Annotated in this window: 23 protein-coding genes and 2 pseudogenes; 14 read left to right on the forward strand and 11 right to left on the reverse strand. The window is 68.1% G+C overall.

The annotated features are described in order from the left end of the window. Window positions 1–13: 13 nt before the first annotated feature. The 4 genes from SPR02S_RS05185 to SPR02S_RS05200 all read right to left on the reverse strand — a co-directional run bounded on the left by SPR02S_RS05185 (window position 14) and on the right by SPR02S_RS05200 (window position 3,713). Window positions 14–1,093: a substrate-binding domain-containing protein gene (locus SPR02S_RS05185; protein ID WP_026150237.1), complete on the reverse strand. Its 1,080-nt coding sequence runs from the start codon at window positions 1,091–1,093 to the stop codon at window positions 14–16. A gap of 272 nt (window positions 1,094–1,365) precedes the next feature. Beyond that, a complete protein-coding gene (locus SPR02S_RS05190) occupies window positions 1,366–1,767 on the reverse strand; it encodes an SCO4983 family protein (RefSeq protein ID WP_019055869.1) in 402 nt (133 codons plus the stop codon). A 132-nt stretch (window positions 1,768–1,899) separates the two neighbouring features. Further along, complete coding sequence (locus SPR02S_RS05195; RefSeq protein ID WP_019055870.1) at window positions 1,900–3,111, reverse strand: pyridoxal phosphate-dependent aminotransferase; 1,212 nt, start codon at window positions 3,109–3,111, stop codon at window positions 1,900–1,902. 74 nt (window positions 3,112–3,185) lie between these two features. Further along, the gene (locus SPR02S_RS05200; protein WP_052346919.1) at window positions 3,186–3,713 is read right to left on the reverse strand and encodes a WapI family immunity protein; all 528 of its coding nucleotides are present in this window, start codon (window positions 3,711–3,713) and stop codon (window positions 3,186–3,188) included. Between the two features lie 307 nt (window positions 3,714–4,020). On the opposite strand from SPR02S_RS05200, the gene SPR02S_RS05210 reads away from it, so the two are divergent. Beyond that, window positions 4,021–4,857 carry a trypsin-like serine peptidase gene (locus tag SPR02S_RS05210; protein ID WP_019055873.1) on the forward strand — a complete coding sequence of 279 codons (837 nt, stop codon included), beginning with the start codon at window positions 4,021–4,023 and terminating at the stop codon, window positions 4,855–4,857. A 26-nt stretch (window positions 4,858–4,883) separates the two neighbouring features. On the opposite strand, the gene SPR02S_RS05215 is transcribed toward SPR02S_RS05210, so the two are convergent. Together SPR02S_RS05215 and SPR02S_RS05220 are read right to left on the reverse strand one after the other, a co-directional pair. Beyond that, complete coding sequence (locus tag SPR02S_RS05215; protein WP_019055874.1) at window positions 4,884–6,491, reverse strand: N-acyl-D-amino-acid deacylase family protein; 1,608 nt, start codon at window positions 6,489–6,491, stop codon at window positions 4,884–4,886. Window positions 6,492–6,534: 43 nt separating this feature from the next. After that, the gene (locus tag SPR02S_RS05220) at window positions 6,535–7,818 is read right to left on the reverse strand and encodes an amino acid deaminase (RefSeq protein WP_019055875.1); all 1,284 of its coding nucleotides are present in this window, start codon (window positions 7,816–7,818) and stop codon (window positions 6,535–6,537) included. Window positions 7,819–7,956: 138 nt separating this feature from the next. Here SPR02S_RS05220 and SPR02S_RS05225 point away from each other — a divergent pair, with 138 nt between their 5' ends. The 5 genes from SPR02S_RS05225 to SPR02S_RS05245 all read left to right on the forward strand — a co-directional run bounded on the left by SPR02S_RS05225 (window position 7,957) and on the right by SPR02S_RS05245 (window position 12,586). Then, window positions 7,957–9,003: a sugar kinase gene (locus tag SPR02S_RS05225; protein ID WP_019055876.1), complete on the forward strand. Its 1,047-nt coding sequence runs from the start codon at window positions 7,957–7,959 to the stop codon at window positions 9,001–9,003. Further along, the gene (locus tag SPR02S_RS05230) at window positions 9,000–9,770 is read left to right on the forward strand and encodes an IclR family transcriptional regulator (RefSeq protein ID WP_026150238.1); all 771 of its coding nucleotides are present in this window, start codon (window positions 9,000–9,002) and stop codon (window positions 9,768–9,770) included. The genes SPR02S_RS05225 and SPR02S_RS05230 overlap by 4 nt, the downstream gene beginning before the upstream one ends. 24 nt (window positions 9,771–9,794) lie before the next feature. Continuing rightward, entirely contained in the window at window positions 9,795–10,199 is a 405-nt protein-coding gene (locus SPR02S_RS05235) for a RidA family protein (protein ID WP_019055878.1), read from the forward strand. A 164-nt stretch (window positions 10,200–10,363) separates the two neighbouring features. After that, window positions 10,364–11,839, forward strand: a complete 1,476-nt coding sequence (locus tag SPR02S_RS05240) for a GntP family permease (RefSeq protein WP_019055879.1) — start codon at window positions 10,364–10,366, stop codon at window positions 11,837–11,839. 75 nt (window positions 11,840–11,914) lie between these two features. Further along, window positions 11,915–12,586, forward strand: a complete 672-nt coding sequence (locus SPR02S_RS05245; RefSeq protein WP_026150239.1) for a hypothetical protein — start codon at window positions 11,915–11,917, stop codon at window positions 12,584–12,586. Between the two features lie 64 nt (window positions 12,587–12,650). Here SPR02S_RS05245 and SPR02S_RS05250 read toward each other — a convergent pair whose 3' ends face one another. The 3 genes from SPR02S_RS05250 to SPR02S_RS05260 all read right to left on the reverse strand — a co-directional run bounded on the left by SPR02S_RS05250 (window position 12,651) and on the right by SPR02S_RS05260 (window position 16,044). Continuing rightward, window positions 12,651–14,012, reverse strand: coding sequence for a M14 family metallopeptidase (locus tag SPR02S_RS05250; protein WP_019055881.1), 1,362 nt, complete (start codon window positions 14,010–14,012; stop codon window positions 12,651–12,653). A 177-nt stretch (window positions 14,013–14,189) separates the two neighbouring features. Continuing rightward, a complete protein-coding gene (locus SPR02S_RS05255; RefSeq protein ID WP_019055882.1) occupies window positions 14,190–15,455 on the reverse strand; it encodes a hypothetical protein in 1,266 nt (421 codons plus the stop codon). Window positions 15,456–15,525: 70 nt separating this feature from the next. Then, on the reverse strand, window positions 15,526–16,044 hold the full coding sequence (locus tag SPR02S_RS05260) for a SigE family RNA polymerase sigma factor (protein WP_019055883.1): 519 nt from the start codon (window positions 16,042–16,044) through the stop codon (window positions 15,526–15,528). A 296-nt stretch (window positions 16,045–16,340) separates the two neighbouring features. On the opposite strand from SPR02S_RS05260, the gene SPR02S_RS65645 reads away from it, so the two are divergent. Both SPR02S_RS65645 and SPR02S_RS65955 read left to right on the forward strand, forming a co-directional pair. Beyond that, window positions 16,341–16,463, forward strand: coding sequence for a hypothetical protein (locus tag SPR02S_RS65645; RefSeq protein WP_020684159.1), 123 nt, complete (start codon window positions 16,341–16,343; stop codon window positions 16,461–16,463). Window positions 16,464–16,593: 130 nt separating this feature from the next. Next, window positions 16,594–16,722, forward strand: a complete 129-nt coding sequence (locus SPR02S_RS65955) for a hypothetical protein (RefSeq protein ID WP_019055885.1) — start codon at window positions 16,594–16,596, stop codon at window positions 16,720–16,722. Window positions 16,723–16,740: 18 nt separating this feature from the next. Here the strand turns inward: SPR02S_RS65955 and SPR02S_RS05275 are convergent, their stop codons facing one another. Further along, on the reverse strand, window positions 16,741–16,932 hold the full coding sequence (locus SPR02S_RS05275; protein ID WP_019055886.1) for a hypothetical protein: 192 nt from the start codon (window positions 16,930–16,932) through the stop codon (window positions 16,741–16,743). Between the two features lie 11 nt (window positions 16,933–16,943). Further along, window positions 16,944–17,795 (reverse strand): helix-turn-helix domain-containing protein, encoded by an 852-nt coding sequence (locus SPR02S_RS05280; protein WP_019055887.1) that lies wholly within the window; start codon window positions 17,793–17,795, stop codon window positions 16,944–16,946. A 278-nt stretch (window positions 17,796–18,073) separates the two neighbouring features. Here SPR02S_RS05280 and SPR02S_RS55145 point away from each other — a divergent pair. The 6 genes and pseudogenes from SPR02S_RS55145 to SPR02S_RS05305 form a co-directional block, all read left to right on the forward strand. Then, window positions 18,074–18,565: pseudogene (locus tag SPR02S_RS55145) on the forward strand (ATP-binding protein); the annotation flags it as partial. 142 nt (window positions 18,566–18,707) lie between these two features. Continuing rightward, on the forward strand, window positions 18,708–19,238 hold the full coding sequence (locus tag SPR02S_RS05290; RefSeq protein WP_020684160.1) for a hypothetical protein: 531 nt from the start codon (window positions 18,708–18,710) through the stop codon (window positions 19,236–19,238). Further along, window positions 19,235–19,942, forward strand: coding sequence for a hypothetical protein (locus SPR02S_RS65650; protein ID WP_019055890.1), 708 nt, complete (start codon window positions 19,235–19,237; stop codon window positions 19,940–19,942). The genes SPR02S_RS05290 and SPR02S_RS65650 overlap by 4 nt, the downstream gene beginning before the upstream one ends. Further along, a pseudogene (locus SPR02S_RS66085) lies at window positions 19,942–21,354 on the forward strand (putative T7SS-secreted protein); the annotation flags it as partial. The gene SPR02S_RS65650 and the pseudogene SPR02S_RS66085, both read left to right, overlap by 1 nt. Window positions 21,355–21,698: 344 nt before the next feature. Further along, window positions 21,699–24,689 carry a putative adhesin gene (locus SPR02S_RS66090; RefSeq protein WP_373283276.1) on the forward strand — a complete coding sequence of 997 codons (2,991 nt, stop codon included), beginning with the start codon at window positions 21,699–21,701 and terminating at the stop codon, window positions 24,687–24,689. A 10-nt stretch (window positions 24,690–24,699) separates the two neighbouring features. Beyond that, window positions 24,700–25,119, forward strand: coding sequence for a DUF7919 family protein (locus SPR02S_RS05305; protein ID WP_019055891.1), 420 nt, complete (start codon window positions 24,700–24,702; stop codon window positions 25,117–25,119). Window positions 25,120–25,133: the final 14 nt, after the last annotated feature.

The following is a 25,133-nucleotide window of genomic DNA, read 5'->3' on the forward strand; positions in this document are numbered from 1 at the left end:
TTGGTCCCCCCGTTCAACCGCGCGCCCGGCGCGCCATGTCGTGCAGCACCTTCGAGGTGGGCACGGGCGCCTGCCGGACGCCGGTCAGCGTCTGGTTGAGATAGCTGGAGTGGGCGGCGGTGGCCGCGACGAACTCGGCGGTGTCCCCCTGCGGCCGGAACCCGTGCCGTACTGCGAGCTTGCGCAACGCCGGGTCACTGCTGAGGAGTTGACCGAGTTCACGGCCCTCCGGAGTGAGCGGTACGACGGTGTGGTCGCTGTTGGCCGTGGTGTCCGGGTAGAGCACGACGAGGTCGCCGACCGGCTGCTTGTCGAGGAGCAGCGAGGCCACCTGGGACTCGTAGACGAGGACCAGCGGATTGCCGGCGCCGCTGATGAAATCCCTGAACGGCGCGTCGGAGCTGGACTGTTGGGCGCCCTGCACGCTGATCAGCTTGTGCATCAGGGGCGCGGTGCGGTCGACGTCGGCGCTACTGGCCGCCACCCGCCCGCCGTTGGCGACGTAGGAGGCGGCGGCGAGGTACAAGGCCCCCGAGTTGGAGGTCTCGGGGTCGGTGGTGGCGATGTAGAGGGTGCCGGTCAACTCCCCATGTTTCGAGGCCCCCTTGAGCTGCTGCCACGTCCGATCGTCCTTGGCCGCATCGAGATAGGCGCCCATCTTCAGCGTGCCGCGGTCCTGGCTCTTGTCCAGCGTGGCGAGCCCGTTGTCCGCGAGGACCTGGGCGGCGCTGCGGTGGGCCACGACGACGAGGGGCGAGTAGAAGGGCCGCGGCAAGGGCTGTTGGACCTTGTACTTGGCGGCGAGCGCGTCGGCCGGCGCCTGACTGGAGGGAAAGGCGAAGTCGTACCCCTTGAGGTCCAGCCCCTCCATGGCCCAGGACCCGGAGGTCTCCGTCTTCACGGTGAAGCCCTTGGCGGCGAGGGCCTTCACCACATCGGGATCGGCGAAGAAGTCCGCCTTCTCCGAACCGATCACACCACGCACGGTCTTCGTTGCCGTGCCCTTGTCCCCGTTGTCCCGGCCCGCTACGACGGCTGCCACCACTCCGCCGATCAGCAACACCGCGAGGACGATTCCCGCGATACGTCTCACGAGAGGCAGCGTGCTCGCGGAACCCAACATTCCCCGAGGAAAGGGATGAACGGAGGGTGTCGGAGCGGTCCCGGATCAACACGGGTCGACTGCAATGCCCCTTCTTTTAGGGGCGCGGGGCTGTATCGATATGCGGCTCCGCCGCGTGGGCGCGACCAGCCATAGCGGACGCGCACCCGTGGCTTTTAGGGGCGCGGGGAACTGCGCGACCAGCCACAGCGGGCGCGCACTCGCAAGACAATAGAACCCCTACGGCGATAAGGCGCGACAGCTCAGGCGACCACAGTCACCGCATGCGCATCCATCCGCTCGGCAGACAAAATCGCCGCCGCAGTATCCGCACGCGACGCCGCAACAACCAACGCCCGCCCGGCAAGCGCGTGCGCCTTCAGGTGCAGGGCATCCAAACGCGCCGTAGAAGAGGCGGTAGCCGCACGGCTGGGCGAGGCACCCCCACGCAACCGCGTGAGCTGCCCGGCAAGCCTCTCCGCAGCCACATCCAGCTCGTCGGAAGGCTCCAGTGCCCGCAGTTCATCGGTCACCGCAAGCAGCGCAGCGAGATGCCCCGCAAGCTGAATATCCAGTTCCTCCTCACGCGACCGATGAGGAAAGTCGGAGGATGACGTGCGGGCCACCGTGCTGTGGACCGACTTGCTGCGGATCGGTTCGTACATGGCATGGTCTCCTGTGCTCAGACAGGAAACCATCCTAGCTTAGATCTCGTCTAAAGTTGTGCTGGCCGAAAATTTGGCCGGAAGAACCCCAAGAAATCTGCCCCGCGAGGTTTACGGCGGCTCCAGCACCGTTTACGGCTGGCTGTACCCGTCCAGGAAGTTCCCGATCCGCGTCACCGCGTCCCGCAGATCCCCGACCGAGGGCAGCGTCACGACCCGGAAGTGATCGGGCTCGGACCAGTTGAACCCGGTGCCGTGGACGACCATGATCTTCTCCTGGCGCAGCAGATCGAGGACCAGCTGGCGGTCGTCCTTGACCTTGAAGACCTGCGGATCCAGCCGCGGGAACAGATACAGCGCCCCCTTCGGCTTCACGCAGGTCACGCCCGGGATCTGGGTCAGCAGCTCGTACGCGACATCCCGCTGCTCCTTGAGCCGCCCACCCGGAAGTACCAGGTCGTTGATGGTCTGCCGCCCGCTGAGCGCGGCGACGACCCCGTGCTGCCCGGGCATGTTGGCGCAGAGCCGCATATTGGCCAGGATCGTCAGACCCTCGATATAGGAGTCGGCGTGCGCGCGCGGCCCGGAGATCGACATCCAGCCCACCCGGTATCCGGCCACCCGGTACGCCTTCGACATGCCGTTGAAGGTGAGGGTGAGCAGGTCCGGGGCGACCTTCGCGGTCGGGGTGTGCGTGGCGCCGTCGTAGAGGATCTTGTCGTAGATCTCGTCGGAGCAGACGAGGAGGTTGTGACGGCGGGCGATGTCGGTGAGGCCCTTGATCATCGCCTCGTCGTACACCGCGCCGGTCGGGTTGTTCGGGTTGATGACGACGATCGCCTTGGTGCGGTCGGAGACCTTGCGCTCCACGTCGGCGAGGTCGGGCATCCAGTCGGACTGCTCGTCGCAGCGGTAGTGGACGGCGGTGCCGCCGGAGAGGGAGACGGCGGCGGTCCACAGCGGGTAGTCCGGCGACGGTACGAGGACCTCGTCGCCGTCGTCGAGCAGGCCCTGCATCGCCATGACGATCAGCTCGGAGACGCCGTTGCCGATGAAGACGTGTTCCACGTCCGTCTCGATGCCCAGGGTCTGGTTGTGCATGACGACCGCGCGCCGGGCGGCCAGCAGCCCCTTGGCGTCGCCGTACCCGTGCGCCGACGACACGTTCCGGAGGATGTCCTCCAGGATCTCGGGCGGACACTCGAACCCGAACGCGGCCGGGTTGCCCGTGTTGAGCTTCAGGATGCGGTGGCCTGCCGCCTCCAGACGCATCGCCTCTTCGAGAACCGGGCCCCGGATCTCGTAACAGACATTGGAGAGCTTGGTCGACTGGATCACCTGCATGTCGGTGAGCTTACGGCGGGGTAACGAGACTTGGCTCGTGCTTTCCGCCACATGAGACGCGCCGGTTTCGACTGCTATCGCCGGTTGTCGTTCGGGAGCCCGGGTGGGACTGACGTCGATCCGCGGGTGGGGGAGGAGGCCAGGGCGAGATCCCACTGGTCGGCTGCGTGGAGAAGCGCGGCTGTGTCCACGCGCAGATTCACGAAGTACTGGTAGATGTCCACTCGGTGATCTCCCTGCCGCCAGGGGGGAGCCGCCTCCATGGAGAGGTGCACGCGGATCACTGCCCCGGCCTTGCTCCGGTCGGCGAGGCTGAAGGCCAGGACCGGCTCGTTGAACCACGTGTCCGGGGACATATAGCCCTCGGCGTCGGGTCGGGTGACGGCCACTGTCCCCTGGGCCACTCCCCGTAGCCAGCCGATGATCTCGCGGGCCTCGTGGGCCAGCAGAGCCGGGTCGGCGAAGGGCCATCCGCCCTCGGACGTGGTCACCTTGCCGCCAATGACGAGCCAGTTGTCGTCGTAGCGGTTGCCTCGGGTCCCGGCGAACTGATAGCGCAGGGGGCGGAGTTCGACGCTCTTTACGTGATCGATCAAAAGCACCGCGCCAGGATGTCACGACCTTCGACGTGTTCTACGGTGCGCGGGTGATCAGGGTGCCGCCGCGGCTCAAGGACGGCGACGCTCACCGTGATCGCCTCCCCGTTCGGGATGACCGGGCTGGTCGACCGGCTCTGGCATGAGCTGTCCCTCGATCCCGGGGCCCGCGCCAGGGCATGCGTGGAAATCCGCCAACCCCCGTCCTGAAACCGCTCCTTGCCCCCACCCCCCTCAACGATCACAATGCCCATGACAAAAAGACGGCGGCCGGAAGATCTCCGGTCGCCTCGTCATAAGAGGGGACCCCCACATGAACAAGCCTCTCCTTGCCGCGCTCTCCACCCTGGCGATAGCCGGGGCGGGCGTGGCACCCGCGGTCGCGGCGCCCCAAGCCGCTCCCCAGGCGGCGGCCGTGACCGTCGACTTCGCCGGCATCGTCTCGCTCAGCAACTGCTCCGGCTCGGTCATCCGCTTCCCGAACTCGACCGACACCGCTCCGGCGCTGGTCATGACCAACGGCCACTGCCTGGAGACCGGATTCCCGGAGCCCGGTGAGGTCATCACCGGTCAGTCCTCCAGCCGTACCTTCGGGCTGCTGAACTCGGCCGGCACCAAGGTCGCCACGCTCCGCGCCAACCAGGTCGTCTACTCGACGATGACCGACACGGACGTGACGATCTACCGCACCACCACCACGTACGCGGCGATCAAGAGCGCGTACGGCATCAGCCCGCTCACCGTGAGCGCCACGCACCCGACCGCCGGCACCGCCATCAAAGTCGTCTCCGGCTACTGGAAGACGATCTACAGCTGCAGCATCGACGGGTTCGTGTACCGGCTGAAGGAGGGTGACTGGACCTGGAAGGACTCGGTCCGTTACACCTCCGCCTGCAACACCATCGGCGGCACCTCCGGCTCCCCGGTCATCGACACCAGCACCGGCCAGGTCGTCGCCGTGAACAACACGGGCAACGAGGACGGCGAGACCTGCACCGAGAACAACCCGTGCGAGGTCTCCGAGAACGGCACGGTGACCGTCCGCGAGGGCATCAACTACGCCGAGGAGACCTACAACATCCCGGCCTGCTTCACCTCGGCCAACGTGCTCGCCCTCAGTGCGTCCACCTGCACGCTGCCCAAGCCGTAAGGCCGAGGCTTTTCCCAGGTCGTAAGTCAGGCAGGGGAGTTGGCGTTCCGTCGCACGGGACTGCGACGGACCGACCGCCCCGCCAGTACGTCCGTGCGCCGGCCGTCCTCGATCACGAAACGGCCGTCGATCAGCACGTGCGGGATGCCGGTCGGGAGCGTTCGCGGCTCCTCGAACGTCGAACCCGCCGCCACCGTCGCGGGGTTGAACAACACCAGGTCCGCGCGGTAGCCCTCCTTGACCAGGCCCCGGTCGGGCAGGCGCAGCCGTGCCGCCGGGCGGGAGGTGAGATGCGCTACGCACTCCTCCAGGGGCAGGATTCCCAACTCCCGTACGTAGTGGCCGAGATAGCGCGGGAACGTGCCGTACGCCCGCGGATGCGGCTTCGCGCCCTGGAGGATGCCGTCCGAGCCGCCGGTGTGGACGCGGTGCCGCATGATCTGCCGGACGTTCTCCTCATGGCCCACGTGCTGGAGGATCGACGGGGCGAGCCGGTCGGCGAGGAGCAGGTGACGGGCCGTTGTCCAGCTGTCGAGGCGGTGGCCTACGTACCCCGCCAGCGCCGGATCCGTGACCCCCGAGATCTCGATCGTGTCCCACTCCATCGGCACCCCGTGGCAGCCGTCCGAGCCGATCACCTCGAGGTGGTGGCGGATACGGTCGGCGGTCTCGTCGTCCGCCAGCCGCCGCAGGATCTCGTCCGGGCCGCCCTCGCTCGCCCAACTCGGCAGCATCGCCACGAGAGTTGTGCAGCCGGGCGTGTAGGGATAAGTGTCCAGGCTGATGTCCGCGCCGGCCGTCAGCGCCTCGTCCAGGAGCGTCAGCAACTCCGGCGCCCGGCCCTCGTTCACGCCGAAGTTCATGGTGGCGTGGGCGAGGTGGAGGGAGCAGCCTGCTTCCCTCGTCAGTTCCACCATCTCCGCGTAGGCCTCCAGCGCGCCCGCGCCGTACGAACGGTGGTGCGGGCAGTAGTAGCCGCCGTACGACGCCACCACCCGGCAGAGTTCGGTGAGTTCGGCGTCCTTGGCGTACATGCCGGGCGTGTAGGTGAGCCCGGACGACATGCCGACCGCGCCCTGTTCCATGCCCTCGGCGACCAACTGCCGCATCCGGTCCAGCTCTTGGGGCGTCGCCTCCCGGTCCTCCCAGCCGACGACGAGCATCCGGACCGTGCCCTGCGGGATCAAGTAGGCCGCGTTGACGGCCACTCCACGATCCAGCCGGTCCAAGTACTCGCCCACCGACCGCCAGTCGAAGTCGATGTCGTCGCCGTACCCGTTCCACCCGGTGATCGTCGACCGCACCTCGGCGAGTGTGCGGTCGTCGACGGGGGCGTACGACAGCCCGTCCTGGCCGATGACTTCGAGGGTCACCCCCTGCGCGGCCTTGGCGCTGTGGTCCGGGTCGCGGAGCAGCGCCAGGTCGCTGTGGGCGTGCATGTCGATGAAGCCGGGGGAGAGGACCAGGCCCTCCGCGTTCAACTCCCGGCGCGCCTTGGGGCGTTGACAGCCCGCCGCCGCGGCCTCCTGCACGATTGAGACGATCCGGCCGCCGTCCACGACCACGTCGGCGCGGTACGAGGGGCCGCCGCTGCCGTCGACGACGTCCGCGTCCCGGATGACCAGCTCTTCCATGCCCATGCCTCCAGCGGGGTCCGATACGGCCTCTGTACGGCCTTTAGAAGAACGTGCGGATGTAGTCGACGACCGTCCCGTCCGCCTCCGCCACCGGGATCAACTGCCACTTGTCGAAGGACGTGCAGGGGTGGGACAGGCCCATCCCGATCCAGTCACCCACCTCCAGGTCCGCCTCGGGCGTCGTCCGCAGCCAGGCGTGCTGGTCGGAAAGGCCCGTGACCTCGACGCCGGTCGCCGGGCGCTCGGTGCCGTCGCGGCGGACCACCTGGGCGAAGGGGAGGTCGAGGTCGTAGGCCGCGTCCCGCTTGCCCGCGTTGGCGAAGGCCTGCTCGGGGGAGGGGCGGGAGGCGACCTGCGCCCAGAGCCGGAACGCGGGCTCCAGGGCGCCCTCTTCGGGGATGCGGGTGAAGGGGGTGATCTCGCGGTAGTGGCCGTCGTCGTGCGAGACGTAGGCGCCCGAGCGCAGCAACTTCAGTGCGGGGAGGGAGAGTTCGGGCAGCTCGGCGAAGACATCGGCCACCGCGTCGAACCACGCGCTGCCCCCCGCGCTGACCACGATCTCGTCGAGCCCGGATCCCGAGAAGCGCCCGTCCTTGTCGAACTCCACGGCGAGCGCGGTCAGTCGGCGCAACCACGCGTGCACCCGCTCCGGATCCGCCTCCGGCACCTCCCCCTCGTACCCGGCGACCCCCACCAACCGCAGCGTCCCTACGGCGGCCACCGCGTCCGCGACCGCCGCGCACTCCGCCTCCGTGCGCACGCCGGTGCGGGCGCCCTCGCCGGCGGCCAGTTCGACGACGACGTCCAGCGGGCGGGCGGCGTCGCGCAGGGCCGCGTCCATCAACTCGACCCCGCGCACGGAGTCGACGTAGCAGATGAAGCGGAAGGCGGGGTCGGTGTCCAGCTCCGACGAGATCCACTTCAGGGCGGACGGGTCGACCACTTCGTTCGCGAGGAAGATGCGGTCGATGCCGAACTGCCTTGCCACGCGCATCTGGTGGGGGACCGCGAGGGTGATGCCCCAGGCGCCGTGGGCGAGTTGGCGGTGGAAGAGCTGGGGGGCCATGGAGGTCTTGCCGTGTGGGGCGAAGGCGAGGCCGTGGCGGGTCGCGTAGGTCTCCATGAGGCGGAGGTTGTGGTCCAGGCGCTCGGCGGAGAGGGCGAGGACGGGGGTGGTGAAGCCGTCGGTGAAGAGGTTGCGGCGCTGGGCCGACAACTCGGCGACCGTGAGGCCGTCCGCGTCCGGGGGGAGGCCCTTGAAACGGTGGTCGACGCGTTCCCCGGCGAGCCGGGCGAGCGCTTCGGTACCGGTGTCGCGGACCATGGGGCCTCCCTGAGCTGGAGTGTTGCAATCTCTGCAACCTTCATTGCGTATATCGCTTACCGCTGTCTAACATCTCGCCCAACACCGGGTCAACGGAGCCGCCATCACCCGGCGCACCGACGAGGAGCCATCACCATCGTGACCGCCGACGGACAGTCCACCGCCGCCCGTGACGTCGTGGACGTCGTAGCGCTGGGCGAGTCCATGGTCACGTTCCTACCCGGCCGGGCGGGCCGCCTCGCCGACGTGCCGTCCTTCGATCGCGCCATCGGCGGCGCCGAGTCGAATGTCGCGTGCGTGCTGGCCGCCGCCGGGCACACCGTCCGGTGGGTCAGCCGGGTGGGGGCGGACGGCTTCGGCGATCATCTCGTCGAGACCATCGGTGGGTACGGGGTGGATGTGTCCGCCGTACGACGTGATCCCGCGCGGCCGACCGGCATCTACTTCCGCACCGCCGGGGACCGGGCCACCGACGCGCACGAAGTGGCGTACTACCGGGCCGGGTCCGCCGCCTCCGCGATGGCCGTCGACACCGTGGACCTGGCCGCCGTACGGGCCGGGCGGGTGCTGCACCTGTCGGGGATCACCCCGATGCTGTCCGCGGACTGTCTCGGGCTGGTGCGTGAGCTGACCGCGATCCGTGCGCACCGCCCGCTGATCTCCTTCGACGTCAACCACCGCCCGGCGCTGGGGCGTTCGGCCGACGGGCCGAGCGTGCTGCTGGAGCTGGCGCGCGACGCCGACCTCGTGTTCGTCGGTGAGGACGAGGCCGCCGAGGTCTGGGGGCTCGTCGGGGCCGATGCCGTACGGGACGCGTTCCCCGACCCCGAGACGCTCGTCGTCAAGCAGGGCGGACGCGGGGCCACCGTCTACCACCGGGGCGACGCCACCTTCGTGGCCGCGCCGCACGTCGACGTCGTCGCCGAGGTGGGTGCCGGGGACGCCTTCGCCGCCGGGTTCCTCTCCGCGACCCTGCGGGGACTTCCCGTACGGGACCGGCTGCGGCACGGGCATCTCACGGCCGCCGCCGCCCTCACCGTCCCCGGCGACCTCGCCGCGCCCCCGGCCCGCGAGCACGCCGACCGGCTGGTCGCCCTGGACGACGAGGCGTGGGGGAGACTTCGACTCGGCCCCGGCTGGACCGACGCCGCCGACTGGGCCGACGAGGAGGTATGTACGCCATGAGTCAGACCGTCGACCGCGCGCTCAGTATCCTGCCGCTGCTCGCCGAGGGCCCCGCCGACCTCGGCCAGGTCGCCGAGCGCCTCGACGTCCACAAGTCGACGGCCCTGCGCCTCCTGCGCACCCTGCACGAACACGGCCTGGTCTACCGCCAGTCCGACCAGCGCTACCGGCTCGGCGCCCGCCTGATCGCCCTCGCCCAGGAGGCGATGGAGAACCTCGACATCCGCGAGATCGCCCACCCCCATCTCGCACGGCTGAACGAGCAGTGCGGTCATACCGTCCACCTCGCGGTGTACGAGGAGAACGAGGTCCTCTACATCGACAAGGTGGAGAGCCGCTACCCGGTGCGGATGTACTCGCGGATCGGGAAGCCTGTCGCCATCACCGTCGCGGGCGTGGCCAAGCTGCTGCTGGCCGACCTGCCGGAGGGCGAGCGCCGGGTACTCGCCGACAAGCTCGAATACCCCATGTACACCGCCCGCTCCACCCCCAACGCCCCTGCTTTCCTAAGGGAGTTGGAGAAGGTGCGGGAACAGGGCTGGGCCACCGACCTCGGCGGCCACGAAGAGTCCATCAACTGCGTCGCCGCGCCGATCCGGGGCGCCGACGGACGGGTGGCCGCCGCGATGTCGGTCTCCGCGCCCAATGTCGTCGTCACCGCCGACGAACTCCTCACCCTGCTTCCACTGGTCCGTCGCACGGCGGATGCCATCAGTGGCGAGTACTCGGGCAGGACTCCAGCAACCCCTGCAAACGACTCCGCATGAGGGACCACGTATGAAGGATTTCGTATGACCGACAAGATCGCGCTCACCCCCAAGACCCACACCACCCCGCCCGCGAAGTTCTCGCACGGCGTCCGCAAGGGGAACCTCCTCCAGGTCGCCGGCCAGGTCGGCTTCCTCCCCGCCGAGGAGGGCAGGCCGCCGACACCGGCCGGCCCGACCTTGCGCGAGCAGACCCTCCAGACCCTCGCCAACGTCCAGGCGATCCTGGAGGAGGGCGGCGCGAGCTGGGAGGACGCGATGATGATCCGCGTCTATCTGACGGACGTGGACCACTTCGCCGAGATGAACGCGATCTACAACGAGTACTTCGAGAGCCGCGTCGAGATCCCCGCCGCGCGCACGACGGTCTACGTCGGCCTGCCCGCCGGGCTGCTCATCGAGATCGACGCGCTGGCCGTCCTGAGCTGACCAGCCCTTTGAGCTGACACCGCCCCAACTCCCGCACACCGTACGACGGTTCGGCGCCCTTCGGGGTGCCGCGCCGCGATCCCCCCTGCCCGGCTGTGCCCTCTGGGGGACATCCCCCAGACCCCCGGACCCATGTTCTTACGACGACAACGAGGACCCCCACCATGTCCCTACCGCTCGCCGCCACCGCCCCCGCGACACCACCCCACACCGGAGGCCTGCTTCTCCTACTGGACGGCACAGCAGGCCTGTTGACGGTCGCCGCCCTCGGGATCGCGCTGCTTCTCTTCCTGATCATCAAGGTCAGACTCCAGCCTTTCGTGGCCCTCCTCGCCGTCTCCATAACCGTCGGCCTGCTGTCCGGTCTGTCGGTCACCGAACTTTTCGGCACGGTTCAGCGTTCGGACGCCGTCTCCACCATCGAGTCCGGCATGGGCGGCATCCTCGGCCATGTCGCGATCATCATCGGCCTGGGCACGATGCTCGGCGCGATCCTCGAAGTCAGCGGCGGGGCCGAGGTGTTGGCGTCCAGGCTGCTGAACCTCTTCGGCGAGAAGCGAGCGCCCCTCGCCATGGGCCTGACCGGCCTGATCTTCGGCATCCCGGTCTTCTTCGACGTCGGCATCTTCGTCCTCGCGCCGATCGTGTACGCCGCCGCCAAGCGCGGCGGCAAGTCGATCCTGCTGTACTGCCTGCCGCTGCTCGCGGGCCTGTCGATGACCCACGCGTTCCTGCCGCCGCACCCCGGCCCGGTGGCCGCGGCCGGCCTGCTCCACGTCCAGCTCGGCTGGGTCATCCTCATGGGCATCGTCTGCGGCATCCCGGCCGTACTCGCCGCGTGGGCCTACGCCGCCTGGATCGGCAAGCGGATCTTCGTCGCCGTACCGCAGGACATGGTCGAGGCGGCGGCCGAGGCGAAGCAGGCGGTCATCGACGAACAGCGTGAGTCCGGCGTCGTACCGCAGGAGAAGCCGGTGTCGCTGGGCACGGTCCTCGCGATCATCGGTACGCCCCTCGTCCTGATCCTGGCGGCCACCTTCTCGTCGATCGCCTTCGACCCGTCGACCGGCCGCTCGGTCGTGGAGTTCTTCGGCAGCCCCTTCGTCGCCCTGACGATCGCTCTCCTCCTCGCGTACTACCTCCTGGGTCTGAGGCGCGGCTGGTCCCGTAAGTCCCTGGAGACCGTCTCCACCGCGTCCCTCAAGCCGGTCGGCAACATCATCCTCGTCGTCGGCGCGGGCGGGGTCTTCGGCGCCGTACTGAAGGCGAGCGGGGTCGCGCAGGCCCTCTCGGACACCTTCCACGACGTGGGCCTGCCGGTGCTCGTGCTGTCGTACCTGATCTCGCTGGTACTACGGGTCGCACAGGGTTCGGCGACGGTGGCGATCGTGACGACGGCGGGCATCGTGGCCCCGCTGCTCGCGGAGGGCGACCACTCGCAGGCCTTCGTCGCGCTGGTCATCATGGCCATCTCGGCGGGCTCGATCTTCGCCTCGCACGTCAACGACGGGGGCTTCTGGATGGTCGCGAAGTACTTCGGGATCAGCGAGCGGGACACGCTGAAGACGTGGACCGTGCTGGAGTCGGTGCTGTCGGTGGCGGGGTTCGCGGTGGCCGCCGTGCTCAGTGTGTTCGTGTAAGCCGCTTGTAGGCGTCTGATAACAAAATTGGGGCTGGCTGTGCCCGACACAGGATCGTCGACCATACTTCGCGCTGTGGAGCAGCGCATAGGTTCGAGCAGCCAGCCCCTGGAGGGCGAGCCCGTGAAGGGTGCCGGTTTCGACCCGGCCTTCATCCCGGGGCTCACCGCACCCGCCGTGTCCTCCGGTAAGCCGGAGGACAAGAAGCCGCGGGGCGCGGAGCCCGAGGACGCGAAGGCCGAGGAGCCGGCTACACCGGAGGAGCCGGAGGGGTCCGAGGGCGGGAAGCCGTCGGTCCAGAAGGCCGAGGCGGAGGCCGAGAAGGCCGTTGCCGAGGACACCGATGACGAGTCCGAGGCCGATGACGAGGCCGACGAGGATGCGTCCGACGGGCCGGTCTTCGAGGCGTCCGACCGTCGTGCGGAGATCGTCGCGGACGAGAAGGGCGTACGACTGCGCCTGGACGACCAGGCGTGCGAGTTCCGCTGGGACGAGATCGGTGCCGTGGAGACCGAGACGCCGCGCTTCGGCAAGCGGTTCACCATCACGGTGCACACTCCTGACCGCCGTTGGTTCCCGATCGAGATCGAGGCGGCGGCCAGGAGCCGGTTCACCGAGTGGGAGACGCAGTTGGACGCGGTCCTCGACGCGTACTTCGACGACGGCGCCGAGGACGAGGACGACGAGTCCGCCGAGGTGGACGAGGCGGCGCTCGCCGCGGCGGAGGCAGAGGTCCGCGAGGACTAGCCAGTCGTAGGACAAGGGCTGACCAGCCGCAGTACAAGGCTGGTCAGCCGCAGCGCAAGGCTGGTCAGCCGCAGTACTGGGCCTCTTTGCCGATGGACCGGTACATGCAGTCGGCGTTCTCCAGCAGTTGGAACACCGCGTCCCGGTTCCGGGAGGTCTCCCGCTCGATCACCTCGTCGGGCGGGTAGAACCCACCCCCGGAACTGGACGTCGGATACATCTCGAAGGTGTAGTCGAAGATCTTCTGACTGCCCCATAGGTAGTCGTCGATCGAACCGTCCGTGATGTACAGGTCGCTGGACTGCTCGGCCGTGTACCCGTTGCTCGCGCCCATCTTCTGCCCGACCGCCTTGAACGCGGCGGCGTCGTCCGCGGTCATCCCGGTCGCCGTGTCGGAGTACGTGTACCCGAAGGGCCAGAGCACCAGTTCGCTGTACGTGTGGAAGTCGATCCCCGCGGTGATCTGCTGCTTCCCGCCGACGACCCGGCTGCGTACGAAGTCCGCGACCACCTTCACCTCGGGTGCCGACTCGGCGGACGCGCCCCGGTAGGTCTCGGACGAGGTCGAGCCCGAAGAGCCGCCGCAGCAGCCCCACTTGTAGTTCCAGTTCCGGTTGAGGTCCGTACCGACGTAACTGGAACCGGAGTTGGGCTGGCGGTTCTTGCGCCAGGACCGGTAGGCGCCGGTCGCTATGTCGTACTCGCCGCCGTCCGGGTTGAGGTCCGGCACGATCCAGATCTCGCGGTTGTTCACGATGTTCGTGACGCGGGAGTCGGTGCCGTAGCCCGCGCCCAACTCGCGCAGCAGGTACAGCGCCATCTCCACCGTGAGGTGCTCGCGGGCGTGCTGGTGGAACGTGAAGATGACCTCGGGTTCGCTCTCGTCGGTGGCCACGTTGTCGCTGACCTTGATGGCGACGATGTCCCGGCCCTGGTACGACTTGCCGATGACTTTCTTGCTCATGATGCCGGGGTAGGCGGCGAGCCGCTGGTCGATCTCCGTGTTCGCCTCGGCGTAGTTGTGGTACTTCGCGTCGGCCGAGGGGAAGTCGAGGAGCCGTGCGGTGTCCGCGGCCGAGGAACGGTCCGGGGCGGAGCCCAACAGCGAGACGGCGTAGCCCTGTTGACGCAGTTTCTCGATCTGGGCCGCGCGGCCGGAGACGACCACGGTCTCCTCGTCGGCCTCGTCCACGGTGACGCCGGCCGCCGCGATGGCCGTCCGCGTGACCGGGGTGTTGTGGTCGACGTGGATCTCGTACTGGCGGATGTCGTCCGCGGCCGGAGCGGCCTGGTGCGTGCTGTCGGCGGTGGCCTTGGACGCGGTGGCCGCCGTGACGGGGGCGACGAGGGCGAGGGCCATCAGAGCGGCGAGCGCGGCGGTGCGTCTGCCGCTACGGGGGCCTGAGCCGCGTATTCGGAGTCGCATGAAATCTCCTTGCTGGAGGTGGGGGGTGTTTCAGTGCGACGTGCGTGAAGTACGGCGTGCGGGTGGGGTGTTCGCGTGAGGTGCTCGGGTGGGGTGTTCGCGTGAGCATTCCTGTGTGCCGCCTATGTTGATGTGTTGGCATGGTCAGGTCAATGGCGTTCAAAGTCGCTGGCTGGATTACCGCCACTTCGGGCTCAGAGCGATCTCCCGGAGCTGCTTCATGGTCAGGGCCGGGGACTTGCGGGTCGCGGCGGTGTCCTGGGCGCCGGAGTTGAAGGCGCTGATGACGACCCGGCTTCCGTCGGGCCGCATGGTGTCGACGGTCCACATCACGACACCCGTGCCGCCCTTCTCGCCCGGTCCCTGGTGTGTGGCGACCTTCGTGCCGTCGGCCAGGACCTCGGCGTCGGAGCCGAACAGCTCGCCCTCGACATCCGCCATGTCCGCCTGGACGTTGACCTGTACGAGGGTCTTGCCCTTGCCGTCGTCGACGACGAGATAGCCGAACCCGGTGTCGCCGGGGTCGCCGGCCTCGGACACCGCGAGGCCCTTCGGCACCAGGGTCCGCAGCGTGGAGGTGACGGACACGGCGGCGCCCGTGCTCGAACTCGACGGTGTGGTCGGTGAGTTCGAGTTCACCGGCATGGCATCGATCGCGTCCCGCCAGATCTTCGAGGCGGCCACCTTCCTCAACTGGGCCGCGGAAAACGGCGGTTGGGGCCTGGTGATCGGCGAGTCCTTCTCGGCGGCGGCGTTCCACTCGTTCAGGCTCACGTGCTGCCCCTGCGGGGTGACGAGTTCGGCGTTCCACCACTTGGTGTCCACCCGGCGGTCCGGATACTCGTACCCCTGAAGGACCATGACCACAGACCCGTCCGCCAACCGGCTCGTGCCGCACGCGTCGTAGTGCGTGAACGCCTTCCCCGGGCACGTGGTGATCTGCCGCGCGTCGTCGCTCCCCGGCTGGATCCGGTCCATGGTGACGCTGACGGCCGCCGCGCCCTTGCCGTCGTTGAAGACGAGTCGGACGTACGGCGACAGTCCCTCGTCCGTGCCACGGGCCTCGATCTTGGTGAACTCGCCGTAGGTGCCGCCCCTGCCGACGACGAGCTGGTGTTCGAGCGTACGGGTCAGGGTGTCGGCGGAGACGGGGGTGGGGGCGGAGGCGGAGGCGAGGGTGGAAGTGGCCGCGGATCCCCGTCCCTTGGCGGGGTCTCCGCTCGGCAGGAGCAGCGCGCCGCCGACGCCGACGAGGGCGATACCGGCGGCGCCGCTCATGACGGCGGCGTTCCGGCGGCGTAGCAGGCGCCGTCGTCCCTTGAGGGCGCCGGCGGTGACGAGTGCGGCGCGGTCGGTCTCGAAGGCGTTGCCCGCGTCGTGCAGGCCGGCGGTGAGCCGTTCCTCGAACGGGTCGAGGAGGTCGCTGTGTTGGGCGTCGGACATGGCGGACCACCGTTTCGCGTAAGGGAGTTGGCAGAAGGGGCGACTGGGGGGTGAAGGCGGGGCGGGGTGTTCAGGGGCGGGCGTATTCGTCGAGGTTCTCGCCGAGCAGCTCCCGCAGCCGGCCGAGTGCGCGGACGCACCGGGTGCGTACGGCGGCCGAACTGACCTGCATGACATCGGCGGTCTCCTCCACGGACCGGTCCTCCCAGTACCGCAGGACGACCACGGCCCGGTCCTTGGCGGGCAGCCGGGAGAGGGCCTGGAGCAGGGTCAGCCGCAACGGCGTGTCCGCGCCCGAGGCGCCGGGGTCGGGCAGGTCGGGCAGCAGGTCGGTGGCGCGCTCGGTGCTGCTGCGGCGCCGCTGATGGGCGAGGTAGGTACGGGTGAGGACGGTCTGGGCGTACCCGGCGGGGTTGCCGACCCGGGAGAGCCGTCCCCAGCCGACGTACAGCTTGCCGAGGGTCTCCTGCACCAGATCCTCGGCGAGATGCGTGTCCCCGGCGGTCAGCAGACAGGCGGACCGGTAGAGATGCCCGGCACGCGCGGCGGCGAACTCCTCGTACGCGTCGGCACGTTCCTGTCGTCTCATGCCTGATCCCCCTGCCCCCCGAGGGCTGTTGTCGGTGCCGCCCTCACTTCTATTGATGCGGTGGGCCCACAGAAATGTTTCAGGTTGGGCTGATCGGCTGGACAGGTACGGTGCTTCATCGGCTGTTTGATCATCGCCGGAGGCTTCGTTGACCACGCAGTTCCCCGCAGGCTCGTACGCGCCGTCTCCGTCCTACGGATGGCAGGGTCCCGCGCCCGTCCCGGTGTGCCAGGTGTGCGGAGCGGCTCCGGCCGCGCTGGTGAGCGTCCGCAAGACGGTGTCTTGCGGATCGTCCGATGCCCAATACCGTGTCACGGGACCCTGGGGTGGAGGGCTGCCCGACGGGGGAGATGCTCGCGGACCAGGAGTACAGCGAGGTCGGCACGACGAACCTGTGCCTGCACTCCCTCGACCGCTGATGCAGCAGCCACAGGGCTTCGGTCCGCCGCCCCCGCCGTCGCCTTCGAGGACCACGACCGGACCGCAGACTTCATCTGGCCCGAGATCCGCAGCGTCTACGACAAGGCAAGCCCGAGCGGGAAGGCGCTCATGGTCGCGGTGGTCTACGTCGACGGCGGGGTGTACGAGTGCGTGGTGGACGCGAAGCCGCGGGAGATCTTGCGCGGGTGGTTCTGGCAGTTGGCCCAGGTGCTGGGCCACCACCGCCCGATGGGCTGACCGGAAGGACTGACCGTCTCAGAGGAGGTGGTCGGCCTTGCCCGCCTTGATGTCGAGGATGAGGGTACGGAGGGCTTCGCGGGAGTCGGTCAGGTAGCGGTCCTCCTGACCGGCTACGGCTATGTAGGCGTGGCCTTGGGGGTCGGTGCCGAGGCGGAAGCAGGAGTTTCCCTCACCGCAGAACGGCTCTTCCCACCTGATGTCGTCCATCGGGCCTCTCCTCACAGGTCGTTGGCGATGCTGCGGATGAAGTCGCGTGACGCCGTTGGCGACAGAGCCATGCGCTCCATCCAGTCCAAGTGGGCACGGTACTTCGCCAACTGACCGTCCGCGTGAAGGAAATCGGGCCCATGCGAGTTGTCGGTCTGGACGGTGTCGAGCTCGGGGACCGGACCTTCGGCATACAGGACGGTCAGCCCTGCTCCGGGGAACGTTCCTGCCTCGAACGTGATGACCTTGAGCGTCACGTTGCTCTGCTCGGACTTCTTCAGGAGATGTTCAAGCTGGGTCCGGACGACCTCTCGTCCACCGAACCGCATCCGGAGCGCGGCCTCATGGACGATGCCCACGAACGCGGGCGTATTGTCGCCGTCCAGCACCTGCTGACGTTCCGCGCGGTGAGCCAGGCGCAGGGCGACCTCGTGCTCAGGGAGCGGCGGGAGCACGGCCCGGAAGACGGTCAGGGCGTGGTCGGACGTTTGCAGCAGACCTGGGATGTGCACCGTGTACGCCGCCCGCATCCCTACGGCGTGTGCCTCCAACTCGGCGATGTCCAGGAGCCCTTGGGGGAGTGTCCCACGGTATTTGTCCCACCACCCCCGTCGGCCGGGGCGGGCCATGTCCGCCAGCGCATCGACATACCGCTCGTCCCGGCAGCCGCAGTTGCATGCGAGGGTACGCAATCGCTCAGGGCTGATGGCCCGCACACCGGACTCGATGTGCGAGATCTTGCCCCGGTCAACGCCGAGCAGGGCGGCGGCGCTCTCCGCGGACATGCCTGCCGACGTGCGCATCTTCCGGACCTCGGCACCCAGTCGCTTCTGACGCTCCGTCGGCGACGTCCTCGCTGCCATGCCGTTCCCTCCGCGTGCGGTCATGTGCAGTCTGCCGCTTACGCGTACGACCGAGCCACGCGGGGGGCGTAAATTTCACTAACCAGGGCCAAATTAGGCCCGCTAATCTGCACTTTGAGTAGTGCGCAAGCTGCATACGGCTGCCGGAAGTGCATCGCGCGAGCCTGCCCGCAACCTCCTTCCCCGGGAGGGGCGGGTTCGCGTCAGGGAGACAGGCCACTGGCGGCCGCCACAGGAATCCGCACTCAGATCTCTGCACAAGGAGCCACGCCCATGCCCGCTGCCCCCTCGCTCCCCTCTACACGGCCGACCCCACCACCCCAACCCCTGAAACCCTCGCCTACAGCTTCACGCTCCCCGCGGCCTTGGCCAGTCCGGCCCTGGCGAAGGCGGCAATGCGTGAGGTCCTGAAAGCACACGGCCTGCACGACATGCTGGACCCCGCACTCCAGGCGGTAAGCGAACTGACGGCAGTCGCAGCCCAGTTCACCGAGTCCCGGGACTTCTACCTCTCCCTCCGCTACCGCGCATCCACCCTCCGCCTGAGCGCCTATGACAGCCATCCCCGTCACACCCAGCCCCACCTTGCCGCCGCCTGCGACACCCGCCGCCGAGCCGCCCTCCGCGTCCTGGCCTGCGTCTGCCGTGCGTGCGGCGGCAGTTGGGGTTTCGGCGAGTCCCGCGAGCCGGGCGGCGGGACGCGGATGTGGGCGACGCTGCCGAGGGCCATGGCGGCGACGTATGGAGCGCAGCCGGTCATTGAGGCTTGACCGGAATGTCAAGCGTCCTTGCCCCCTACCTACCGAAACGGGGCAGCCGCAACGAACGAGACTCATTGCGTCCGCCAACGCGCCAATGGGATGATCGCGCTCATGTCTGAACACGGGGGAAGCGGTGGCGAGGCCGGGGGGCATGCGAAGGTCCCGCCTGTCGGATTACGCGGAGATGAGCGGCCCGGAGGCGGTGGGCGAGGGCCTCTCCGGGGAGGAGAATCCTCGGCTGCCTCCCGCCGTGGTCGAGGAATCCGAGCCGTTGTACGGCGTGTACAGCAGTGATGTGGTCCACAGGCGGCGTGAGTTCCGGGTGTTGCTGGGTGAGTTCCGTCGTAGGGCCGTGCTCGTACCGCTCGATGAGGACGACGCACCGCTGGTCGGCGATTTCGGTGGGATCCGGTGGATCTACGCGTTTTCGAACGAGTCGGCGTTGGCGAGGTTCGCGATCGCGAGGGGTGAAGGCGGGCGGAAGTGGCCGTATCAACGGCTGCTGGGAGCCCGGTTGTTGGACGTGACGGTGTCGGCTGTGAGCGCTGTGGGTGCGCCGTGCGGAGTCGCGCTGGATGTGGGCACCGAGGGCGAAGGGGCGCTGTTTCCGCCGGTGACGGGGATCGTGCCGGAGTCGGCGGCGCTGGACGCGGACGCGGGCGCGGAGGGGATACGGGGATGAGCGGGGACAGCGGCGGGAGCAACGGGAGCAGCGGCGAGGACATCAGGGCGGCCGGGCTCGACGAGATCGCGCAGGGGATCACCCTGGTGCTGGGCGAGTTGAAGGACCTGGGCATCGACAGCCTGGCCGGAGCGGGCCGCGGATTCTCGGAACTCGCCCTCTCCGGGCTGGAGTTGGGCAACGAGGAGTTGCTGTCGGGATTCACGTCGTTCTGCGAACGCTGGGAGTGGGGCGTGCGCGCGCTGGTGAACGAGGGCAACAGCTTCGCGACGGGCGTGGGTCTTTCGGCGGGCACCCTCTACGAGACGGACCAGTACGTCGAGGGCACGATGAAGATCGTGGTGAACGCGGGGATGGGCAACCCGTACGCGTCGGAGGACGACGTGACCCAGCAGAGCTGGGGCGACCTGGTGCGCGACAACGAGTACACGGGCGGCGTGGACTACAGCGCCGCGTCGATGGACAAGGCGCTGGACAACAGCGGGCAGGCCTACAAGGACGCGGCGCGGGACGTGATGACCTCGCACACGGTCGGCCTGTTGGGCCCGGGCCTCAACCCGGCGAACGCGGCGATGGCGGCGGGGCTGAGCGGGGACGAGTACAACGAGTTCCTGGACGGCGGGTTGGGCCCGTCGCCGGAGGAGCGGGCGAAGGCGGCGGAGGCCGCGCAGGAGCAGGCTCAGCAGGGCGGGGACGCGGGCTGATGGGCATCGGTGATCTGGTCAACTCCGGGCTGGGCGAGGTCGGCGAGGTGGTCGACGGAGGCAGGAAGCTCGCCGGCGAGTTCGTCAAGGCGAACACCGATGCCGCCGGACAGGTGCTGGACACGGTCGGGGCAAACGGCCTGGCGGACAAGGTCGAGGACTACGGCGACCGTATCGCCTCGGAGCTGGGCGCGACCCCGGGCGAGCGGCAGCTCGGCGACAGCGATGAGCCCAAGGATCTGGTCCACGGTGACGCGAAGGCGATCCGGGCGGCGGCGAAGCACCTGACCGACTTCTTCACGGCGTTCGACAAGGTCGGCGACGGCATGCGCAGGCTCAACTCCTCGTCCTGGCAGGGCGAGGCGGCCGAGGCGTTCCGCAGGAAATTCGCGATGCATCCCACGAAGTGGCTCCAGGCGGCGGACGCGTGCGACGCGGCGGGCAAGGCGCTGTCGTCGTACGCGGACACGGTGGAGTGGGCGCAGGGGCAGGCGCGGGACGCGATCGATCTGTATCAGAGAGGCGCGAAGGCTTCCGAGCAGGCAGCGGGGGCGTACAACAAGAAGGTCGACGCCTACAACGCGGCGATCAAGGCGGACCAGGACCCCGGACCGCCGCTGGAGCAGTTCAAGGATCCGGGCCGCAGCGATACCGCGCGCGCCCACGAGGTCCTCGACGAGGCGCGTCGCCAGCGCGACGACGCGGGCAGCGCCGCCGCGAGCGCGGTCCGCGAGGCCCTGGCCCACGCCCCCGCCGAGCCACCTCCACTCACCCGGCTGAAGGCGGACGCGGCGGACGGCTTCCAGGCCGTCAACACGGAGATCCTGCACTTCGACGCCGGCGTGGTGAAGGGCACGGCGGGCATCCTGAACTTCGCCCGCGGCCTCAACCCCATGGACCCGTACAACATCACGCACCCGGCGGCGTACGTCCAGAACGTCAACATGACGCTGGCGGGCCTGGTTTCGACGGCCGCGCACCCCGAGCGCGCCGCGAAGACGATGCTGGACGACTTCATGAAGGACCCCTCGGAGGGGACGGGACGACTGTTTCCGAACCTGATCGGGGACGGGGCGGGGCTGGAAGCAGGACTGGCCCGGCTCACGGCTAAGGAAGGCCTGGAGAGCGCGGCGGAACAGACGGTTCTCAAGCAAGGGACGGACGTCGCCGAGAAGTCCGCTGCGGACACGGCCAAAAGCAACCCGGAGAAGTACGACACCCCCAATCCCAGCGAAAAGGTCAAGGAGGACCCCTCTGACCCCATCGACCTCAGCACTGGCCGGATGTACCTGCCGCAGACAGACTTGACGCTGCCGGGCGTGCTCCCCCTCGTCTTCAAACGGCGGGTGGAGTCGGGCTACCGCTTCGGCCGCTGGTTCGGCCCGTCCTGGTCCTCCACCCTCGACCAGCGCCTGGAGATCGACTCGGAAGGTGTCGTCCTCGTCTCGGAGGACGGCCTCCTGCTGGCGTATCCGCATCCGGCCCGGGCCTGCCGACGCTTCCCAGCCATGGCCCGCGCTGGCCACTGGACCGCAAAGAGGGCGGCTACACCGTCACCGACCCGCACGTCGGCCGTGTTTGGCATTTCGCCGACCACGGCGACGACCTGGCGGTCCTGGAACAGATCGACGACCGCAACGGCAACTGGATCACCTTCGAGTACGACGCAGACGGAACCCCTCTCGGGATTGTCTCCAGTTCCGGCTACGACGTCCGTATTGCCACGGAGGCGGGCAGAGTCACAGCCCTCAGTCTGTTGGCAGCTGAACAGGTGCTGGTGCGTTACGGCTACACCGATGGTCAGCTGGCAGAGGTCGTCAACTCGTCGGGCTTGCCGCTGCGTTTCACCTACGACGAAGCTGGCCGTGTCACCTCGTGGACGGATACCAACAACCGTGGCTACACCTACGAGTACGACGACCAGGACCGCTGCATCGCCCAGGGCGGCACACAGGGGCACATGACCCTGCGCCTGTCCTACGACGAGACGGACCCGGAAACCGGCCTGCGTATGACCACGGCGACCACTGGCGAGGGTCACATCCGTCGTTACGTCGTCAACAAGGCATGTCAGATCGTCGCCGAAATCGATCCACTCGGCGCGGTCACCCGCTTCCAACGCGACCGTTATCATCGGCTCCTCTCCCAGTCCGACCCACTCGGCCACCGGACCACGTTCCGTTATGACGAGACCGGCAACCTGCTCGCCCTGACCCGTCCCGACGGTCGCGAGGCCAGAGCCGAATACAACGAACTCGGTCTGCCGATCAAGGTGGTGAATCCGGACGGCACGGTCGTCCGACAGTCATACGACGCGCGCGGCAACCGCACATCGGTCACCACACCGTCAGGTCAGACCACCCGATTCACCTACAACGATGCGGGCCACCTGGCCTCAGTGACCGACCCGCTCGGCCACACGACAACGGTCGTATGCGATCGCGCGGGCCTCCCGCTGGAGATCACGGACCCGCTCGGCTCGCTCATACGCTATGAACGGGACGCCTTCGGTCGCCCCGTTGCCATCACCGATCCCGCAGGCTCCACAACACATCTGGAGTGGACGGTCGAGGGCCATCTCGACCGCCGTACGGCAGCGGACGGCGCGACGGAGTCGTGGACGTACGACGGTGAGGGCAACTGCACCAGCCACACCGACCCCATGGGTGGCATCTCCCGCTTCGAGTACACCCACTTCGACCTGCTCACGGCCCGCACCAGCCCGGACGGAGTGCGCTACGAGTTCGCCCACGACAAGGAACTGCGGCTGACCAGGGTGACCAGCCCGCAGGGCCTGACGTGGAGCTACGAGTACGACGCGGCCGGACGGCTGGTCACGGAGACGGACTTCGACGACCGCACGCTCACGTACGCGTACGACACGGCGAACCGTGTGGTGTCCCGTGCGAACGCGCTCGGCGAGGTCGTGACCTTCGAGCGAGATGAGTTGGGCCGCGTCGTTCGTAAAGACGCGGCTGGCCTGGTCACAACGTATGCCTACGACTTGACCGACCAACTAGCCCGGTCCACGGGCTCCGACGGCTCGGTGTTGACGCTGTTGCGGGACCGATTCGGCCGGGTGCGGTCGGAGACGATCGACGGGCGGACGCTGACCTACACGTACGACCAGTCGGGCCGTCGAAATGGCCGTACGACCCCAACCGGAGCAACGACGACGTGGGCGTACGACGCTGCCGGGCGCCGCACCGGGATGGTGGCTTCGGGTCGGGCCATCGACTTCACCTACGACATGGCGGGCCGCGAAATTTCGCGCCGTATCGACGAGATGGTGACTCTGGAGCACGGGTTTGACGCGCTCGGCCGTCTGACGGCGCAGGGGGTGACGGGTGCGCGGGGCCGCACCGTCCAGTCCCGCACGTACACCTACCGCTCTGACGGCAACCTGATCAGCATTGATGACCAGCTGTCCGGCTCCCGACGCTTCGACCTGGACGCGGCAGGCCGAGTGACGGCCGTCCGCGCCGCGAACTGGACCGAGGAATACGCATACGACGCCGCGGGAAACCAGACCCAGGCATCCTGGCCGTCCAGCCATCCCGGTGGAGAGGCAGTCGGCGCACGCGAATACACAGGCACGCGCATCACCCGCGCGGGCAAGGTCCGCTACGAGCACGATGCCCTCGGCCGCATCACCCGGCGCCAGAAGACCCGACTGTCGCGCAAACCGGACACCTGGTGTTACGAATGGGACGCCGAAGACCGCCTCACCCAGGTCACGACCCCGGATGGCACCCGTTGGCGCTACACCTACGATCCGCTCGGCCGCCGGGCAGCCAAAGTGCGCCCGGCCTCCGACGGTGAAACGATCGTCGAACGGGTCGACTTCACCTGGGACGGCACCACTCTTTGCGAACAGACCACAACGTCCCTGGACCTGCCCAACGCGCTCACACTCACCTGGGACCACCAGGGTCTGCGCCCTATAGCGCAGACCGAACGCATCGGGTCGGCCGACGCCCCGCAAGAGGAAATCGACTCCCGCTTCTTTGCGATCGTCACTGACCTCGTCGGCACTCCGAGCGAGCTCATCGATGAGCAGGGTGAGATTGCTTGGCGCGCACGAAGCACTCTGTGGGGCACCACTGCCTGGGCAGCCAACAGCACCACCTATACTCCTCTGCGCTTTCCCGGCCAGTACTTCGACCCCGAAACCGGTCTCCACTACAACTACTTCCGTCACTACGATCCCGAAACTGCGCGATACATCAGCCCCGACCCCCTCGGCCTGCCAGCCGCTCCGAATCCAGATACATACGTTCATAATCCGACCATCTGGATCGACCCTCTGGGGCTGGCCCCGAAAAAGCCTGCCACAGGAATTGCCCCGAGCTTTGTCGCAGGGAACGACGGAATCATCGATGTGCGTGAAATAGGGAGGCCAGACAACGAGTTGGTCCTCAGCGGGCACGGTGGAATACGTGAAGGCGATGGATCGATCGTCACTGTTCCAGAGGGAACTCGCCTCCACATGTACAGTAATCACGGAGAAACGATATCCGACGCTCTCGGAAACAAGATTGAAACGAGTGATCCGACGGCGCTCAAGGTGTACGGCCCCGGAGAAAAACTACCCAACTACTCACTGTTCCCGGGAGACGGCCTGAATATCCTGGGCAAGCCGCGCAATGTAACCGTGTCAGCGGAGACTCTCCTTTCTGACCTGCTCCGCCCCAACATGGGCTCGGTACACTGGGCGGCCTGTAGATCCATCATCCCGATCGGCTAGGAAATCCAATATGACCTATTATGAAGATCTGTCTCCGTACGAATACGTCAAGGAGTCGATCCCGGCAGGAGTGAGCGCCGTCAATGTGGGATGGCTGGAGCCGGGTGAGGAATACACGCAAGGTGAAGTTCCCGAGGGCTTTACCGACGCACTGGCCGTGATGGTGAGGGACAGTCGCCGAATGAAGATGCGGGGATGGCACAGCTGTCGGCTCGCTCACGTCGGTTACACAGAGCCCTACCCGACCACTGTCGACGTAGGTGGGCAGAAACTTTCCCTCGGCGGGGCCGAGATTCGAGTGGTCGCCGAGTCCGGAGAATGGTTGATCGCGCCAGACCTGGTCCTCCACTATGTGTCGAACCACTCCTACAAGCCGCCAACGGATTTCATCGAGGCCGTAATGGATCGGCGCATCGCCCCTGGCGAGTGACGGCGCCGCCCGCA

The organism is Streptomyces prunicolor NBRC 13075 (assembly GCF_000367365.1).
Lineage (GTDB): Bacteria > Actinomycetota > Actinomycetes > Streptomycetales > Streptomycetaceae > Streptomyces > Streptomyces prunicolor.